A 15697-nucleotide genomic window follows, 5' to 3' on the forward strand; every position below is an offset into this window, starting at 1 on the left:
TTTCCGGGCCCCGGTCCCGGCGCTGCGCCGACCGACTCGAACGGGACAGGTTGGATTCGCTCTGAGGGAAAGGGTTCGCAGGCGCGGTCGCGAACCGCACGATAGCCGGGCAGCTCGACCCACATCACAAGGGACAGAACCCATGCCAGTACGCCCGGAAACCATACGCAGACACCGCCGGCCGACGGCCGTCGTGTGCCTGGCGGCACTCAGTGCCCTGGTGCTGCTGCTGACCGCGTGCGGTGCGGGCGGTGAGGCGGCCAGAACCGCCGACGGCAAGACGATTCTGCGCTATCAGGGCTGGGCCGGGAGAGTGGGATTCCACGAGCTGGCCGCCGACCTCGGCTACTTCGACAAGATCGCGCTGGAATGGGTCGGCGATACCACCAGCGGCCCACAGGACATCCAGTCCGCGGCCACCGGCGAGATCGAATTCGGCTCGGCGTTCAACGGTGCCGTCGTCAAACTCAACGCGGCCGGGGCACCCATCACCTCGGTGCTCAGCTCCTACGGTGCCGATGCGGACGAGTACACCGGCTACTACGTGCTGGAGAACAGCCCGATCCGGTCGGCCCGCGATCTGATCGGCAAGAAGATCGGGATGAACACGCTCGGCGCGCATCACGAGTTCCTCACCCGCGAATGGCTGGCCCAGCAGGGCCTGACCCCGGACGAGATCAAGTCGGTCCAACTGGTGGTGGTACCGCCGGTGAACACCGAGCAGGCGCTGCGCGAGGGCCAGATCGATGTCGCGACATTGAACTCCGTCCAGCGCGAGAGTGCCCTTGCCCGGGGCGGTATCCGCCCCCTGTTCACCGATCGTGACCTGTTCGGCGCGTTCAGCTACGGCACCTATGTGATGCGGGACGATTTCATCGCCGCCAACCCCGAGGCGGTGCGCGATTTCGTCCAGGGGACCGCCCGGGCCATCCGCTGGACCCAGGTCCATCCACGCGAAGAGGTGATCGCCCGCTTCCTCGACATCATCGGGAAACGGGGTCGCACCGAAAGTGCCGAACCCGTGAAGTTCTGGCGCAGTTCCGGGATCCCGGTCCCGGGCGCGGTGATCGCCGAACGCGAATTGCAGATCTGGATCGACTGGCTGGTCCGCAACGGCGAACTCGACGAGGGCAAGCTGGCGGCCCGCGATCTGTACACCAACGAGTACAACCCGTACGCCAACGGTACCTACCCCACCGACGGTGGGCCCGACGGACAAGCATCGGCCGGTGAGAAATGAGCACGACACCCAAACTCCGCCTGGACGGGGTGACCAAGAAGTTCCCGATCCGAGGTCAGAAGACCGACCTGACCGCAGTCGAGGACATAACTCTCGACCTGGCGGCGGGCGAGTTCCTGGTGCTGGTGGGCCCCAGCGGCTGCGGTAAGTCCACGCTGCTCGATCTGCTCGGCGGCCTGAGCACCCCCACCTCCGGACAGATCCTGCTCGACGGCAAGCCGATCACCGGGCCCGGACTCGACCGCGGAATCGTCTTCCAGCAGTACGCCCTGCTGCCGTGGCGCAGCGCGCGCCGCAATATCGAGTTCGGGCTGGAGGCCAAGGGCGTGCCCAGGGCCGAACGGCGAGAGCGCGCTGAGCACTACCTCGAACTGGTCGGGCTGGCCGGATTCGCCGACCGCTACCCACACGAACTGTCCGGCGGGATGAAACAGCGCGTCGCGATCGCCCGCAGCCTGGCCTTCGACCCCGAAGTCCTGCTGATGGACGAACCGTTCGCCGCGCTGGACGCACAGACCCGGGAATCACTGCAGGACGAACTCCTGCGGATCTGGGAGCGCACCGGTAAGACGATCCTGTTCATCACCCACGGCATCGACGAAGCGATCTACCTGGGGCAGCGGGTCGCCGTACTCACCTCCCGGCCCGGCCGGGTCAAAACGGTGGTCGATATCGATATCGACCGCGCTGCCGAGGACATCCGGTCCGGCGCGGAGTTCCGTGCGCTGCGGCACCGGATCTGGTCTCTGCTGCACGACGAGGTCGAACGGGCCCGCTCGCTCGAACTCGCCGATATCGCGACGACCGAAGAGGTTCAGCATGTCTAGCGCATTCGCCACCGGCACCCTCGAGGCGCCGCGCGCCGCCGAGCCCGCCCGCGCGCGACCAGCGGCACCGGCACAGAACTCCGCCCGGCGGGTGGGGCAGCGCCTGGCCGCCCTGGCCTGGCGGGTGGTGAAACCGTCGGTCGCGATCCTGGCCTTCCTGGCCCTGTGGGAGATCGCGCCCCGGGCCGGTATGGTCGACAAGGTTTTCCTGCCGCCGTTCACCGAGGTGGCCGCGACCTTCTTCGAGCTGATCGCCAACGGGCAGCTGTGGGAACATGTCTCGACCAGTCTGTCCCGCGCGCTCACCGGGTTCGTGATCGCGGTGGCGATCGCGGTACCGCTGGGTGTCGCGATCGCCTGGTATCGGCCGGTGGCCGATTTTCTGAACCCCGTGCTCGAACTGTTCCGCAATACCGCGGCACTGGCGCTGCTCCCGGTGTTCATCCTGATCCTGGGTATCGGCGAGACCTCGAAGGTGGCGTTGGTGATCTACGCCTGCACCTTCCCGATCCTGCTCAACACCATCTCCGGGGTGCGCACGGTCGAACCGCTGCTCATCAAATCCGCCCGCTCGCTCGGCTTCTCCCAGATCGCGCTGGTCTACAAGGTGGTGTTGCCGGCGGCGGTACCGACCATATTCACCGGTCTGCGCATGGCCGCGGCCTCCTCGATCCTCGTGCTCATCGCGGCCGAGATGGTCGGCGCGAAAGCCGGGCTCGGATATCTGATCACGGCAGCGCAGCTCAACTTCCAGATTCCCGATATGTACGCCGGCATCATCGCCATCGCGCTGGTCGGCCTGGCGTTCAACGCGGTTCTCGTATTCGTCGAGCGTCGGCTTTCCAGCTGGCGTGTTGCTCTCTAGACAGGTAGTGATGTCGCACCAGCTCCATCTCAACGCGTTTCTCATGGGTGTCGGCCACCATGAGGCGGCCTGGCGGCATCCGCGCACCGAGGCGCGCGATGTGCTGCGGGTCGGGCATTTCCAGGAACTCGCGCGGACCGCCGAACGCGGCAAGCTCGATTCGGTGTTCTTCGCCGACGGACTCGCGGTGGGTCCGCGGATCGAGCGCAATACCCAGGCGGTCTTCGAACCGATCACCTTGCTGACGGCGATGGCGGTGGTCACCGAACGCATCGGTCTCATCGCCACCGCGTCCACCGGCTACAACGAGCCCTACAATCTGGCCCGCAAATTCGCCTCGCTCGATCAGATCAGCGGTGGGCGGGCGGGGTGGAACATCGTCACCTCCGGGACCGCCGACGAAGCCGCCAATTTCGGCTACGACCAGGTTCCCGACCATGCCGGTCGCTACCGCCGAGCCGCCGAGTTCGTCGACGCCGCGACGGCGCTGTGGGATTCCTGGGAGGAAGGCGCGGTCGTTCTCGACGCCGAGACCGGTGTCTTCGCCGATCCCGCCAAGGTGCACACCGTCGATCACGTGGGGGAGCGGTTCAAGGTGCGCGGCCCCCTGAATGTGCCCCGCTCGGCGCAGGGGCGTCCGCTGCTCGTCCAGGCCGGGTCCTCGGCCGACGGTAAGGATTTCGCGGGCCGCTACGCCGAGGCCGTTTTCACCGCGCAACGTTCCATCGCCGAGGGGCAGGAGTTCTCTCGCGAGGTGAAGGCGCGCGCGGCCGGGTACGGGCGTAGCCCCGACGAGGTGAAGATCCTGCCGGGGATCGTCCCGTTCATCGCGGATACCCAGGAAGCCGCCGAGCGCCTCGAGCGGGAATTCACCGACCTGATCTCGCCGGAGTATTCGCTGCGGCAGCTCTCTCAGATGCTCGGGCTCGACCTGACCGGGCACGCGCTGGACGCGCCGCTTCCGCAGTTGCCCCCGATCGAGCAGATCCAGGGCAACAAGAGCCGGTACCTACTGGTCAAGAAGCTGGCCGATGAGGGGGCGCTGACTGTGCGCGAATTGATCGCCGCGCTCGGCGGTGGTCGCGGGCACCGCACGCTGGCCGGTACGCCCGAGCAGATCGCCGACGATCTGCAGGCCTGGTTCGAGGCGGGCGCCGCCGACGGGTTCAACATCATGGCCCCGTATCTGCCCGGCGGCCTCACCGACTTCGTGGACCTGGTGGTCCCGATCCTGCAGGCACGCGGTCTGTTCCGCACGGAATACACCGAGACCACGCTGCGCGGACATTACGGATTGGGCACGCATCCCGGACGATTCGCCGCAGCGTTCGCCGCGGCCGGGGCCTGACCGCTTCCCAACAGTGGCCCGCCGTGTTCCGGCGGCGATCGACGGCCGAGCCTATTCTGTTAGGCGCGCTAACGACAATTCGAAGTGTTTTCTGCGGCGCGAGGTTGCGGGTATCCCCCGACGGTTTCGAGTGCGCGCCGGATCGACCAGATGTTGAGGAAATGACGACGGATCAGCCCGACCACCATCCGACGCGCTGGTTGGTGTTGACCGCCCCGGGCTGGGAACCCGCCGAGGCAGCGGAACAACCACCGCCGGACGCGATCGTCGGAGGCTGGCAGATCGATGGCGACGGCCGTTCGGGACCTTTCGAGCCGAACCCGGCCTACCTGCCGGCCGACGAGTCGGTGCCCTCCGATCCGCTCGATGCGATCCTGCGTCAGGCGGCCGACGACCCGCAGCAAACGGCCAACCGGTGGCAGTTGATCGTCGATTTCATCACTACGCTGCGGAATTCGGTCGTCCATATCGGATGTGACGACACCGGCCGACCGGTGATCGGTACGACAGAAGGCGAGCCGTGCGTGCTGATCGCCACCGCTGCCGTACATCGGCAGGGCATCGACGCGGACCGATGGCGTCCGGTGGTGGGCGCCGACCTCGCCGACATCGTTCCCGCGGGCGCGGACATCCTTGTCAACCCGGATAGTGGTGCACCGTGTCGTCTGACAGTCGACGCCCTGCGCCGTACCGCATCCCAGATCGCGAATTGACGCGGTGTTGGCCTCCAGGTTGAAGTCGTTGCTCGTGGATCCCTTGGTCAGAACCTTCGGCGGGCAATCCCGTGCGGTGGCGGAGAAACTCTCCGGGACCGCGGGAACCGTACGCGCGGCCGACCGGAACTTCGGCACCACCGATGAGTTCATCGCGGACGGCTTCCAGCGTGCCGGGGCCCGCGCGGCCGGCGATTTCGTACCTACCCGTGAGGTGACGTTCCGGCCCTCGCAGGTGGTCAGCAATACGTGGCGGGCGCAGCAGAGATTCAAGAAACCCGTCCTGATCATCGACTATCCGGTCGGAGACGCCGCCCACGCAGAGCGCTGGGCGAGCGGGAAGTACCTGTACGACGGTGAGGATCACGGATACAGCGTGGTCAGGTCCGGCGGCACCCGGAACATGGGCGCTACCGACGACGGTCTGGAATTGGACGGGGCGCCGTGGGTTCGCCGGTGGCCGCCGGAGAAGAACACCTTTGTACGCAGTCGGTCATTGGCCGAGCCGGTGGACACCGGGACCGCGCAGGCGCCGGTCGGCACACCCGGGCGTCAACGGCTCTTGACGGTAAGAACGGGCTGGCGGAAAACCGAGACGGTGGCCGTGGACGACGAAACGTTGCTGAAAGTACAGGCGGCGAACAAACAGCTGGCGCGGGCCGTACGGGACAACGAGGGGCCGGTGGTGTTACTGCCCGACAAGAGTTTCCCGAGGTCCGCCGACAGCCACATCGAGAATTTACGAACGAGTCTCGGCAGTCCCGAAATATACGCACCCACGGGTGATGTCTCGACGACGATCGCCGACCCGACAACCCTCCCGCTCACGAATTCGGTCGTACCGGGTCGGACCGGGATAGAGGTGCACGATGTCGATGTCGGCCAACCCGCGTGGACACGCTCGGGAGCTAAACCGGGAACTCGCGAGTGGTGGGCAGATCCCAGGGCGTGACGCCGGCACCGTTCAGCGCGGACGATCCGGGTGCCCGATATCGGGGCCGCGGCGCGACGAGGCTCAACGGGCGGCGGCCCGCAGAAGTGCGATGAGTTCTGCCTCGTCGAGGTCTATCCGCCGGGCCGCATCGACGAGCCGGCGGGCGAGATCGACCACCGCGGCGCGCCCGTCCGGTATTCCGGCACGGACGGTGGCGCCTCGGCCCCGGCGCAGCTCGATCAGACCTTCGTCGCGTAATCGTTGGTAGCCGGCCAGGACGGTATGGATGCTGACGTCCAGGGACGCCGCGAGTTCGCGGGCCCCGGGCAGGCGTGAGCCCGCGGGCGCCTCGCCGTCGGAGATCGCCCGCCGCACGCAGGCCGCGATCTGATCGGCCAGCTGTTCGGGCCGCGCCGGATCGACACGGATCAGCACCGGATCACTCCGCCCGCGCGACGACACCGGCGAGTACGCCCGCACCGGTCTCGGCGTCGTCCACCGAGACCACGAACCGGCGGCCGGATCGGCGGGTCACCACGATCCCCGGGCCGCCGCGCAGCACCACGGCCGTCGACCCGGGGATCAGCCGGATCCCGTAGCCGCCGTACTGGACGGGGGAGATGTCGTCCGCGGCGACCGTCGCGATGTCCGCGGGCCGCAATCGCCACCTCGGCCGGCCCAGCGGCCCGATTCCGACGGTGAGCCCGCGCTGGTCCACGGTCACCCGCACCAGCGCGAGATGTGCGAGCAGCGCGCCGGTGACCGCCAGCATCACCCCGGTCAGGGGGTGCACGACGAATCCGACCGCCACTCCCATGAGCAGCGTGACCGCACCGGTCATCAGCATCCACGGTGATGTGGTCCGCCGCGACCAGCTCACTCGTTCTGTACGGCCGAGCGCGAGAGGTTCGGCCGATTCCGGTGCCGCGCCGGTTATCGGGCTCGGTGGGGCGACGATCCAGCCCACCGCCCCGCAGAGCAGCCCGGCGGCCCCGGCGATCGGGAATGCCCAGCCGGACAGGGTGACTTGGGCGGGATCCGTGGCGTCGAGGTTCGCGAGCGCGCTCGCCGACATGAGCACTCCGAGGAATCCGCTGATCCCCCAAGCGCTTCCGATGAGCAGCCGGATCGGGTCCACCGGCGTGTCCGGCCTGCGGACCGGCTTGTTCGTCCGCGAACTGACGATCACGATCGCGGCGAAAAGGACAGCCAGGCCGATACCCAGTCCGGCGGACACGAACACGGCCGGTACGCGACCGGTGAACCCGTCCGCGCCGTCGGGGCCGAAATGGGTGGCCAGCGGGTCGGGCAGCCGGTTCGCCGCCGCGGTCAGCACGACGATGCCGGGCACGGCGGACAGGATGGGCGGGAGACCGGCCAGTAGGCAGAGCCGGAGCGAGTCGCGGGTGGTCAAGGGCACCTCCTTGTTATGGTTGAAGCATAACAAGTGATTTTATTGACCGGGTTCCGGGGGTGCGCCCGACTCGGTCGGGACGGGCTGTCGGTCCGTGCGCGCACACTGACTCCATGGCATACGACGAGGAACTGGCGGAGCGGGTCCGGGACGTGGTGGGCCCGGGCGCCGATATTTCCGAGCGGAAAATGTTCGGCGGACTCGTCTTCCTGTTCGGCGGTCACATGGGAGTCGCGGTCAGCGGGCAGGGCGGGCTCATGGTTCGGATGGAACCCGCGGCAGCCGACGCCTTGATCGACGATGTATCGGTGACCCCCATGGTGATGCAGGGCCGAGAACTGGCCGGCTGGCTGCGGGTGACCGGTTCGGCGGTCACCGCCGATCCCGACCTCACGGCCTGGGTGGAGCGCGGTGTCCGTTTCGCTCGATCGCTACCGCCCAAGAAACCGAAGCGCTGACCTCGGACACCGTGCTACCCGGCGGCCGCGGCCTGCCCGCTCACCACTGGTCGTTGGAATTCAACGCGACCAGCAGCATGCGGATCGCCGCTACCCGCCGTGCCTTGTCCGGGAGGTCGTCGAGGGCGCATTCGGGATCGGCCGGCGGACCCAGATGGGTACAGCCGCGTGGACAATTCTCGATCGCATCGGCCAGATCGGTGAACGCCGCGATCACATCGTCGGGTGTGATGTGAGCCAGGCCGAACGACCGGATGCCCGGAGTGTCGATGACCCAGCCGCCGTCCGGCAGCGGCAGCGCGACCGACTGCGTGGAGGTGTGCTTCCCCTTGCCGACCCCGGACACTTCGCCGACCGCTCGTGCTGCGTCGGGAACCAGTCGGTTGACCAGCGTGGATTTACCGACCCCGGAATGGCCGAGAAAGCAGGTGAGATGGCCGGTCAGCAGGTCCAGGGTGACGTCCAGCGGATCGTCGATCCCCGCGTACACGATGGTCAGATCCAGATCCTCGAACGCGGCCGCGAACTCCGAATCCCCGGCCAGATCGTGTTTGGTGAGACAGAGCACCGGTTCCAGGCCGCCGGCGTAGGCGGCAACCATCGCCCGCTCCACGAAACCGGTGCGCGGTGGTGGATCGGCCAGCGCCACCACGATGAACAACTTCTCGGCATTGCCGACCACCACCCGCTCGAACGGATCGGTATCGTCCGCGGTGCGCCGCAGCACCGTGCTGCGCTCGGCGACCCGGACGATCCGGGCGAGGGTATCGGGCCGCCCGGAGATATCGCCGACCACATCGACCTGATCGCCGACCACGATGGGGGTGCGCCCCAGCTCCCGGGCCCGCATGGCCACCAGTAGCCGCTGGGGATCACCGTCGAGGACACAACCCCAGCGACCCCGGTCCACCGAGACGACCATGGCCGGCTGCGCGTCCCGATGCTCGGGGCGGGTCTTGGTCCGCGGCCGCGAACTCCGCCCGGGACGCACCCGGACATCGGATTCGTCGTAAGAGGCGGTGGTGCGGCCGCGCCGGCTCAGTGAGCCGCTCCCGGTCCGGCCGTCTGCGGATCGAGCATCGATGCCCACAGTGCGACGAAATCGGGCAGGGTCTTGGCGGTGGTGCCGATATCCTCGATTTCGATACCGGGGACGGCGAGGCCGAGAATCGCACCGGCCGTGGCCATCCGATGATCGGCGTAGGAGTGCCAGCGGCCGCCGTGCAGGGGGGCCGGCACGATCTCCAGACCGTCCTCGGTTTCGGTCACCTGCCCGCCGAGCCGGTTGATTTCGGTGGACAGGGCAGCGAGCCGATCGGTCTCGTGACCGCGCAGGTGGGCGATACCGCGCAACCGCGACTCCGAATCCGCCAGCGCCGCGAGCGCCGCGACCGTGGGGGTCAGTTCGCCCACATCGTGCAGGTCGATATCGATACCGGCGAGCCGATCCGGGCCGGTCACTGTGAGCGCGCCGTCGCTGAAACCGGCCTCGGCGCCCATCCGGACCAGGATCTCCCGGATCACATCACCGGCCTGGGTGGTCAACCGCGGCCAGTGCGGAATGCTGACCCGTCCGCCGGTGACCGCGGCCGCGGCCAGGAACGGCGTGGCATTGGAAAGGTCCGGTTCGACGGTCCAGTCGACCGCGCGGATGGGGCCGGGGGCGACGGTCCAGGTCTGTTCGCTCCGGATATCGGCCGGCGCCTCGACCGCGACATCGGCGCGGCGCAGCATTTCGACGGTCATGGCGATATGCGGCATCGAGGGCAGCGCGCTACCGGAATGGCGCACGACGATGCCCTCCTCGAACCGCGCGGCAGACAACAGCAGCCCGGAGACGAACTGCGAGGAGCCGGAGGCATCGATGGTGATGGCGCCGCCGCGCAGGGCGCCGGTGCCACGCACGGTGAACGGCAGCGCGTCCCCTTCGATATCGGCGCCGAGCCCGCGCAGGGCGTCCAGGATGGTGCGTAGCGGGCGGACCCGGGCAGCGATATCGCCGTCGAAAGCGGTATCGCCCGCCGCGAGGGTCGCGACCGGGGGCACGAAGCGCATCACCGTGCCGGCCAGCCCGCAATCCACCCGGCCGCTCCGCAGCGGCGCCGGGGTGACGGCGAGCGTATCGGCATCTCCGATGATCTGGGTGCCGAGCGCGCGCAGTGCGGCGATCATCAGGCCGGTATCACGACTGCGCAGGGCGCCGGTGATGGTGGACGGGCCGTCGGCGAGCGCCGCCAGGACCAGCGCTCTGTTCGTGATCGATTTGGAGCCGGGCAGGGTGACGGTCGCGTGCACGGGGGCATCGACATGGGGCGCTGGCCAGAAACTCACTCGACCATCTTGGCGCATCCAGGTGAGATACGCGTCGGTGGTGCTCGTAAGTGTGTCGTCGAGCACCACCGATCGCGTCCGCATCCGTGCCGCTCGGACTACTTGTTCCGGCCGTGCAGCAGCGGAACCATCCGGCGCAGCATCTTCATGTTCGCCTGGGTGCGGCGGTAGCTCTGCAACGCCATTCCGGGAATCGTGAAGCGCTGCACCGCGATCGAATGCGGCCGGACGAATTCGCGCATACCCGGCTCGCCGTGGATACGGCCGATACCGGAATCGGCGCTGCCGCCGAAGGGCAGGCCCGGGATGGCGGCGAAGCCGAGTACCGAGTTCACCGAGGTCGCGCCGACCTTGAGTCGACGGGCGATCTCGAGTCCCTGTTTCTTCGAGTACACCGCCGAGGCGAGACCGAACGTGGTGTTGTTGGCCAGGTCCACGGCTTCGTCGATGCTGTCCACGGTGGTGACCGTGACGGTCGGGCCGAAGGTCTCCTCCTTGACCGCCGCCGAATCCTCGTCCACGTCGACCAGTACGACAGGTTCGATGTAGGGGCCCTTGATCGATTCGGGGCCGCCGAGCAGGGCTTTGCCACCGCTGGCCAGGGCAGCGTCGATATGCTTCTTGACGATATCGATCTGGCTGGGCATGGTCATCGGACCGTATGCGGCGTTCTTGTCCGAACCCGGTTTCACATCCTTCAGGATCCGGGTCAGCTCGGCGAGGAACTCCTCCTTGACCGATTTGTCCACGTACACGCGTTCGACGCCGGCGCAGGTCTGGCCGCTGTTCGAGGTCGCGCCCCAGGCGATGGCGTCGGCGGCGGCCTTCACATCCGCGTCCGCGGCCACGATCACGGGGTCTTTACCGCCGCATTCCAGCAGCACCGGGGTGAGGTTGTCGGCGGCCGAGGCCATGATCTTGCGACCGGTGGCGGCCGAACCGGTGAAGGCGACCTTGTCCACGCCGGATTTCACCAGGGCCGCGCCGGTGGCACCGAACCCGTTGATCGCGACGAATACGCCCTCGGGCAGTTCGGGATTGGCCTCGGAGAATGCCTCGGCGAGGAAATTGCCGATACCGGTGGAGAACTCCGACGGCTTGAACACGACGGTGTTGCCGGCGGCCAGCGCGTAGGCCAGCGATCCGTTAGGGGTGTAGACGGGGTAGTTCCACGGGCCGATGACGCCGATGACGCCGAGCGGCCGGTACTCGATCCGGGCCGAGAAGTTCGCCATCAGCGGGCCCGCCGGAATCTTCTGCGGGGAGAGGACCTTCTTGGCGTGCTTGGCCGCCCAGGCGATGTGCTCCAGGGCCAGCATCAGTTCCAGGAAGGCGTCGTCGAGCGGTTTGCCGTTCTCGGCGTGGATGAGCGCGCAGAATTCGTCGGATTTGGCCACCAGCCGGCTGGACCAGCGCAGCAGTGCCTTCTTGCGACCGTCGAAGCCCAGGTCTTCCCAGACGGGAGCGGCGGCCCGCGCCTTCGCGACAGCCGCGGCGACCGCCTGCTCGTCGGCGACCGGGTATGTGGCCAGGGTTGCTCCTGTGGCCGGATCGACCGAGGTGAGCACCGACACTTTCTCGGTAGCGTTTTCGGTGGTTGTCACAGGTTCTCCTCTGGAAGTAGGGCATCTGGCTGCGCGCGTGAACGGGCAGCCTGTGACCGCCACGTCCCTGTGAGAGAATGCTAAGACATAACTCTCAACACGTCACCAAGTACTGGGATCATTGTCGCGGACCGGCCCCTGATTGTCTCGATCTGTCGGTATTCGGTGCGAGTATCGGAATATGTGCGGACGGTATGCGACGACGACGGATCCCGGACGGCTCGCGGTCGAGCTGGACGCCATCGACGAGACCGAGACTGCCCGGGCGCGCGGTGGCGGCACGGTCCCGGCCGGTGACGACGCGGCCGATGCCACGACCACTTCCGGCGACCGGCCACCGGGGGCGAACTACAACGTCGCCCCGACGACGCAGATCGTCACCGTCGTCGACCGGCATACCCACGAACACCCCGCCGACACCCCGAGCCGCCGGATCCGGCGAATGCGCTGGGGCCTGATCCCGCATTGGACGAAAGCCGCCGAACCGGGTATCCCGGTGAAGGGAAAACCGCTGTTCAACGCGCGCGCGGACAGCGCGGCGACGCTCCCTTCCTTCCGGGACGCGGTCAAATACCGGCGCTGCCTGGTGCCGATGGACGGCTGGTACGAATGGCTGGTCGAGCCGGATCCGGCCGGGCCCGGCAAAGGAAAGAAACCCAGGGTCGTCAAACACCCCTACTTCATGTCGCGGCCGGACGGTGAGCGGCTGTACATGGCGGGACTCTGGTCGGTCTGGCGGGACCGTTCGCTCGACGACCCCGAACCGCTGCTGTCGTGCACCATCCTCACCACGGACGCGATAGGCGATCTCACCCGTATCCACGATCGGATGCCGCTGCCCATGCCCCGCGAACACTGGGAAGCCTGGCTCGACCCCGACCATCCGGCGCCCGCCGAACTCCTCGGACCGCCGACCGAGGCGCTGGTGGCCGAGATCGCGGCCCGCCCGGTGTCGACCCTGGTGAACAGCGTGAAGAACAACGGCCCCGAACTACTGGCGCCGGCCACCGACACCGCGGAACAGATCACGCTGCTGTGAAGCAGCAGTGCCCGGGGCGACCCGAAGCCCCGGGTATCCGCCGCGAGACGCCTATTCGCCCAGCGGGCATTTGATGGCCGGAGTCGCGATACTCAGACCACATTTCAGCAGATCGGCACTCAGATCGATGACCTCGGACACCATTCCGCCGCCGGCGTTCTCGGCACGTTTGCCGGGATCGTTGTCCTCGGTGCGGGCCTCCGGCTTCTTCTCGGAGCCGCCCTGGCCGTCGAGCGGGAACTCACCCGGTGCCGCCACCGCCGACGGCACCGCGAGCAGCGCCGGGCCGACGCTCAGGGCCACGGCGGCGGATACAGCGAAGAACGCAGAACGCACGGACTTGCGCGGGGACATATCGCATCACATCCTCGAAGTCGACGATCGGTCGTACCAAGTAACGCATACGAGACCGCCTGACCTGGTGAATTACCGCCCGGCGCGCGGCACGGCGCCCGATTCGGGCGATATTCGGCGCAGCTAGGCGGTGACCGGGGCGGTGACCGCGCCGGTCAGCCGGATCAGATCGGCGGGAGCCAGTTCGATCTCCAGACCCCGGCGCCCGGCACTACAGAACACCCGGTCCCAATCCAGCGCCGACGCGTCCACCACGGTCGCGTGCTTCTTACGTTGCCCCAGCGGGGAGATACCGCCGAGAACATAGCCGGTACCGCGCTCGGCGCGGGTGCGATCGGCCATGGCCGCCTTGGGCACGCCGAGGGCCGCTGCCGCGGCCTTCAACGACAGCGTGCCGGGGACCGGCAGTACCGCGACCGCCAGGGCACCGGTCGACAGCTCCAGGATCAGCGTCTTGAAGATCTGCCGTGCCTCCGTGCCGAGCCGGGCACCCAGTACATCGGCCGCCTCGCCCCCGAAGGTGCTCGCTCGCGGGTCGTGCTCGTAGCTGTGCACGGTATGCGCGGCACCGGCGGTGACCAATGCCCGGATCGCCGGAGTGGCGGCTGCTGCCATGGGCCGGACCCTACCGTCCACCCGGCGGCCGACCGGCCTGTGAGGTGTCTTTCCCGTGGTCGGGGAACACTTCGCGACCTCGGTGAGTTGTACGCGGCAGAAACAGCGCATCGAGCGGACCAGGAGTTCCGCCGGTGCGGACCCGCGCAAGAGTGAAGGAGTGACGGTGCCCGTTCTCGTCGAACCACGCCCGGTCCACCACGATCCGGCTCCGGCGCGCACGCGGTTCTTCCCGCGATACACCTTCCCGGTAGATTTGGCTGGTAAGCCGATCGAAGGGACACGTGTGACGAGCGAGGACGACGTGGCGACCGATACCGGCGCCGACGCGCGGCCTGCCGGGCAGCCGGAGACCGACGCCGAACTCATCCAGCGGTTCGAGCGGGATGCGCTACCCATGCTGGACCAGCTCTACGGCGCCGCCCTGCGGATGACGCGTAACCCCGCCGACGCCGAAGACCTGGTCCAGGAGACCTACGTCAAGGCCTATGCCGGTTTCAAATCCTTCAAAGAAGGCACCAACCTGCGGGCCTGGCTCTACCGGATCCTCACCAACACCTACATCAACTCGTATCGCAAGAAACAACGCCAGCCGGCCCAGTACCCGACCGACGAGATCACCGATTGGCAGCTCGCGGCCACCGCCGAGCACAGCTCCACCGGACTGCGCTCGGCCGAAGTCGAGGCCCTCGACGCGCTCCCCGACGACGACATCAAGGCCGCCCTCGTGCAACTGCCCGAGGAATTCCGGATGGCCGTGTACTACGCCGACGTCGAAGGGTTCCCGTACAAGGAAATCGCCGACATCATGGGCACCCCGATAGGTACGGTGATGTCCCGGTTGCACCGCGGCCGGAAACAACTGAAGGGTTTGCTCGCCGATGTGGCGCGCGAACGAGGGTTCAACCGCACCGCATCCGAGCCCGGCGATGCCGATACCGCCGCGGCGGTGCGCCAGGAGGTCAAGCAGTGAGCACCGAGCACGATCCCGATATGGAGCTCGACTGCACGGCGGTACTGGCCGACGTCTGGCTCATGCTCGACGGCGAATGCGACGACAACACCCGCGAACGGCTCCAGCACCATATGGACCACTGCGCGCCGTGTATCGAGGCCTACGGCATCGAAGAGAAGATCAAAAGCATGCTGCACCGCAAATGCGGCGGTGACCGGGCCCCCGAATCGCTACGCGAACGGCTCACCGTCGAAATCCGCCGATCGATCACCTTCCGGCCGGGCGACCTCCCGGCCGACCCGGGCCGGGCCTGACCACAGCCGACCCGCACACGAACGCCGAACGGCCCGCACTTCGATGAAGTGCGGGCCGTTCATGGTCTGTGCCGGGCCTCAGCCGGTCGGCTCAGGCGTTGGGACGTTTGCCGTGATTCGCGGCGTTTCCCTTACGGCTGCGCTTCTTGCGGCCACGCTTACCCATAGGTAGCTCCTCCTGGGACATATCCCGCGACTGCGGGGAGTACATGTTGATCCCCGCCATTGTTCCACGTGTGATTGGCTGTACCGACGGCGGTACAGCGGGCACCGGCCCCGAGACCGGAACGAACCTAGCGAACGGGGTGTCATGGCGGAAGAAGTGCGGGCGGAAATGGTGTCCACGGTGCTCACCGTCGAAGTCGAGATCGGCGAGCAGGTCGCCGTCGACCAAACCCTGGTGCTGCTCGAATCGATGAAAATGGAGATCCCGGTGATCACCGAGGTCGGCGGCGAAGTAGCCTCGATCGCCGTCACCCCCGGCCAGGTCCTCCAACAAGGCGACCTGATCGCCGTCGTGCAGTAATTTTGGCGTCGCCTCCGGCGCCGCGGGGTCGGGGCTGTGTTGATGGCCCCGCCTTCGGCGGGGCTGTCGGGGCCCTCGTGACCCCGGTTCTTCACTCCTGCGCTCCTCCGCTTCGCTCCCCCGCTCCGTCGCTCCAGAACCGGGGCGGGCCCCGACCAGG

At 67.7% G+C, this 15697-nt stretch carries 19 protein-coding genes; 11 read left to right on the plus strand and 8 right to left on the minus strand.

The window, feature by feature from the left end:
* Positions 1 to 142: 142 nt before the first annotated feature.
* Genes ACWCPQ_RS32515 through ACWCPQ_RS32540 form a run of 6 tightly spaced genes read left to right on the plus strand, consistent with a single transcriptional unit; the run spans position 143 to position 5945 of the window.
* Positions 143 to 1240 carry an ABC transporter substrate-binding protein gene (locus ACWCPQ_RS32515; protein WP_449906147.1) on the plus strand — a complete coding sequence of 366 codons (1098 nt, stop codon included), beginning with the start codon at positions 143 to 145 and terminating at the stop codon, positions 1238 to 1240.
* The gene (locus ACWCPQ_RS32520) at positions 1237 to 2067 is read left to right on the plus strand and encodes an ABC transporter ATP-binding protein (RefSeq protein ID WP_449906150.1); all 831 of its coding nucleotides are present in this window, start codon (positions 1237 to 1239) and stop codon (positions 2065 to 2067) included. Before ACWCPQ_RS32515 ends, ACWCPQ_RS32520 begins: the two co-directional genes overlap by 4 nt.
* Positions 2060 to 2932, plus strand: a complete 873-nt coding sequence (locus tag ACWCPQ_RS32525; RefSeq protein ID WP_449906153.1) for an ABC transporter permease — start codon at positions 2060 to 2062, stop codon at positions 2930 to 2932. Before ACWCPQ_RS32520 ends, ACWCPQ_RS32525 begins: the two co-directional genes overlap by 8 nt.
* Before the next feature lie 10 nt (positions 2933 to 2942).
* Positions 2943 to 4280, plus strand: a complete 1338-nt coding sequence (locus ACWCPQ_RS32530) for an LLM class flavin-dependent oxidoreductase (protein ID WP_449906156.1) — start codon at positions 2943 to 2945, stop codon at positions 4278 to 4280.
* Between the two features lie 23 nt (positions 4281 to 4303).
* A complete protein-coding gene (locus tag ACWCPQ_RS32535; protein ID WP_449906158.1) occupies positions 4304 to 4993 on the plus strand; it encodes a type VII secretion system-associated protein in 690 nt (229 codons plus the stop codon).
* Between the two features lie 43 nt (positions 4994 to 5036).
* Positions 5037 to 5945, plus strand: coding sequence for a hypothetical protein (locus ACWCPQ_RS32540; RefSeq protein WP_449906161.1), 909 nt, complete (start codon positions 5037 to 5039; stop codon positions 5943 to 5945).
* Between the two features lie 63 nt (positions 5946 to 6008).
* Here ACWCPQ_RS32540 and ACWCPQ_RS32545 read toward each other — a convergent pair whose 3' ends face one another.
* The gene (locus ACWCPQ_RS32545; protein ID WP_449906163.1) at positions 6009 to 6362 is read right to left on the minus strand and encodes a GntR family transcriptional regulator; all 354 of its coding nucleotides are present in this window, start codon (positions 6360 to 6362) and stop codon (positions 6009 to 6011) included.
* Between the two features lie 4 nt (positions 6363 to 6366).
* The gene (locus ACWCPQ_RS32550; RefSeq protein WP_449906166.1) at positions 6367 to 7341 is read right to left on the minus strand and encodes a hypothetical protein; all 975 of its coding nucleotides are present in this window, start codon (positions 7339 to 7341) and stop codon (positions 6367 to 6369) included.
* A 113-nt stretch (positions 7342 to 7454) separates the two neighbouring features.
* Here ACWCPQ_RS32550 and ACWCPQ_RS32555 point away from each other — a divergent pair, with 113 nt between their 5' ends.
* Positions 7455 to 7799 (plus strand): TfoX/Sxy family protein, encoded by a 345-nt coding sequence (locus tag ACWCPQ_RS32555; protein WP_449906169.1) that lies wholly within the window; start codon positions 7455 to 7457, stop codon positions 7797 to 7799.
* Between the two features lie 40 nt (positions 7800 to 7839).
* Here ACWCPQ_RS32555 and rsgA read toward each other — a convergent pair whose 3' ends face one another.
* The 3 genes from rsgA to ACWCPQ_RS32570 all read right to left on the minus strand — a co-directional run bounded on the left by rsgA (position 7840) and on the right by ACWCPQ_RS32570 (position 11734).
* The gene (rsgA, locus tag ACWCPQ_RS32560; protein WP_449906192.1) at positions 7840 to 8841 is read right to left on the minus strand and encodes a ribosome small subunit-dependent GTPase A; all 1002 of its coding nucleotides are present in this window, start codon (positions 8839 to 8841) and stop codon (positions 7840 to 7842) included.
* Entirely contained in the window at positions 8838 to 10148 is a 1311-nt protein-coding gene (gene aroA, locus ACWCPQ_RS32565; RefSeq protein WP_449906195.1) for a 3-phosphoshikimate 1-carboxyvinyltransferase, read from the minus strand. Before aroA ends, rsgA begins: the two co-directional genes overlap by 4 nt.
* Before the next feature lie 80 nt (positions 10149 to 10228).
* Entirely contained in the window at positions 10229 to 11734 is a 1506-nt protein-coding gene (locus ACWCPQ_RS32570) for an aldehyde dehydrogenase family protein (protein WP_449906172.1), read from the minus strand.
* Positions 11735 to 11915: 181 nt separating this feature from the next.
* Here ACWCPQ_RS32570 and ACWCPQ_RS32575 point away from each other — a divergent pair, with 181 nt between their 5' ends.
* Entirely contained in the window at positions 11916 to 12773 is an 858-nt protein-coding gene (locus ACWCPQ_RS32575; protein ID WP_449906174.1) for an SOS response-associated peptidase, read from the plus strand.
* A 51-nt stretch (positions 12774 to 12824) separates the two neighbouring features.
* Here the strand turns inward: ACWCPQ_RS32575 and ACWCPQ_RS32580 are convergent, their stop codons facing one another.
* A complete protein-coding gene (locus ACWCPQ_RS32580; protein WP_449906177.1) occupies positions 12825 to 13127 on the minus strand; it encodes a hypothetical protein in 303 nt (100 codons plus the stop codon).
* A 123-nt stretch (positions 13128 to 13250) separates the two neighbouring features.
* The gene (locus ACWCPQ_RS32585) at positions 13251 to 13742 is read right to left on the minus strand and encodes an aminoacyl-tRNA deacylase (protein ID WP_449906180.1); all 492 of its coding nucleotides are present in this window, start codon (positions 13740 to 13742) and stop codon (positions 13251 to 13253) included.
* Between the two features lie 286 nt (positions 13743 to 14028).
* Between ACWCPQ_RS32585 and ACWCPQ_RS32590 the strand changes: the two genes are divergently transcribed.
* Both ACWCPQ_RS32590 and rsrA read left to right on the plus strand, forming a co-directional pair.
* Positions 14029 to 14715 (plus strand): sigma-70 family RNA polymerase sigma factor, encoded by a 687-nt coding sequence (locus ACWCPQ_RS32590; RefSeq protein WP_449906183.1) that lies wholly within the window; start codon positions 14029 to 14031, stop codon positions 14713 to 14715.
* 20 nt (positions 14716 to 14735) lie between these two features.
* The gene (gene rsrA, locus ACWCPQ_RS32595) at positions 14736 to 15011 is read left to right on the plus strand and encodes a mycothiol system anti-sigma-R factor (protein WP_449906198.1); all 276 of its coding nucleotides are present in this window, start codon (positions 14736 to 14738) and stop codon (positions 15009 to 15011) included.
* Between the two features lie 91 nt (positions 15012 to 15102).
* Here rsrA and ACWCPQ_RS32600 read toward each other — a convergent pair whose 3' ends face one another.
* Positions 15103 to 15177, minus strand: coding sequence for a 50S ribosomal protein bL37 (locus ACWCPQ_RS32600; protein ID WP_022597109.1), 75 nt, complete (start codon positions 15175 to 15177; stop codon positions 15103 to 15105).
* A gap of 144 nt (positions 15178 to 15321) precedes the next feature.
* Here ACWCPQ_RS32600 and ACWCPQ_RS32605 point away from each other — a divergent pair, with 144 nt between their 5' ends.
* Complete coding sequence (locus tag ACWCPQ_RS32605; protein WP_449906186.1) at positions 15322 to 15537, plus strand: biotin/lipoyl-binding carrier protein; 216 nt, start codon at positions 15322 to 15324, stop codon at positions 15535 to 15537.
* Positions 15538 to 15697 lie beyond the last annotated feature (160 nt).

Source organism: Nocardia sp. NPDC001965, assembly GCF_053594175.1.

Bases quoted from the DNA above. Each gene is read 5' to 3' on its own strand.
- ACWCPQ_RS32515 (WP_449906147.1), top strand. From the start codon at position 143: ATGCCAGTACGCCCGGAAACCATACGCAGACACCGCCGGCCGACGGCC.
- ACWCPQ_RS32520 (WP_449906150.1), top strand. From the start codon at position 1,237: ATGAGCACGACACCCAAACTCCGCCTGGACGGGGTGACCAAGAAGTTC.
- ACWCPQ_RS32525 (WP_449906153.1), top strand. From the start codon at position 2,060: ATGTCTAGCGCATTCGCCACCGGCACCCTCGAGGCGCCGCGCGCCGCC.
- ACWCPQ_RS32530 (WP_449906156.1), top strand. From the start codon at position 2,943: ATGTCGCACCAGCTCCATCTCAACGCGTTTCTCATGGGTGTCGGCCAC.
- ACWCPQ_RS32555 (WP_449906169.1), top strand. From the start codon at position 7,455: ATGGCATACGACGAGGAACTGGCGGAGCGGGTCCGGGACGTGGTGGGC.
- aroA (WP_449906195.1), bottom strand. From the start codon at position 10,148: ATGCGCCAAGATGGTCGAGTGAGTTTCTGGCCAGCGCCCCATGTCGAT.
- ACWCPQ_RS32575 (WP_449906174.1), top strand. From the start codon at position 11,916: ATGTGCGGACGGTATGCGACGACGACGGATCCCGGACGGCTCGCGGTC.
- ACWCPQ_RS32580 (WP_449906177.1), bottom strand. From the start codon at position 13,127: ATGTCCCCGCGCAAGTCCGTGCGTTCTGCGTTCTTCGCTGTATCCGCC.
- ACWCPQ_RS32585 (WP_449906180.1), bottom strand. From the start codon at position 13,742: ATGGCAGCAGCCGCCACTCCGGCGATCCGGGCATTGGTCACCGCCGGT.
- rsrA (WP_449906198.1), top strand. From the start codon at position 14,736: ATGGAGCTCGACTGCACGGCGGTACTGGCCGACGTCTGGCTCATGCTC.
- ACWCPQ_RS32605 (WP_449906186.1), top strand. From the start codon at position 15,322: ATGGCGGAAGAAGTGCGGGCGGAAATGGTGTCCACGGTGCTCACCGTC.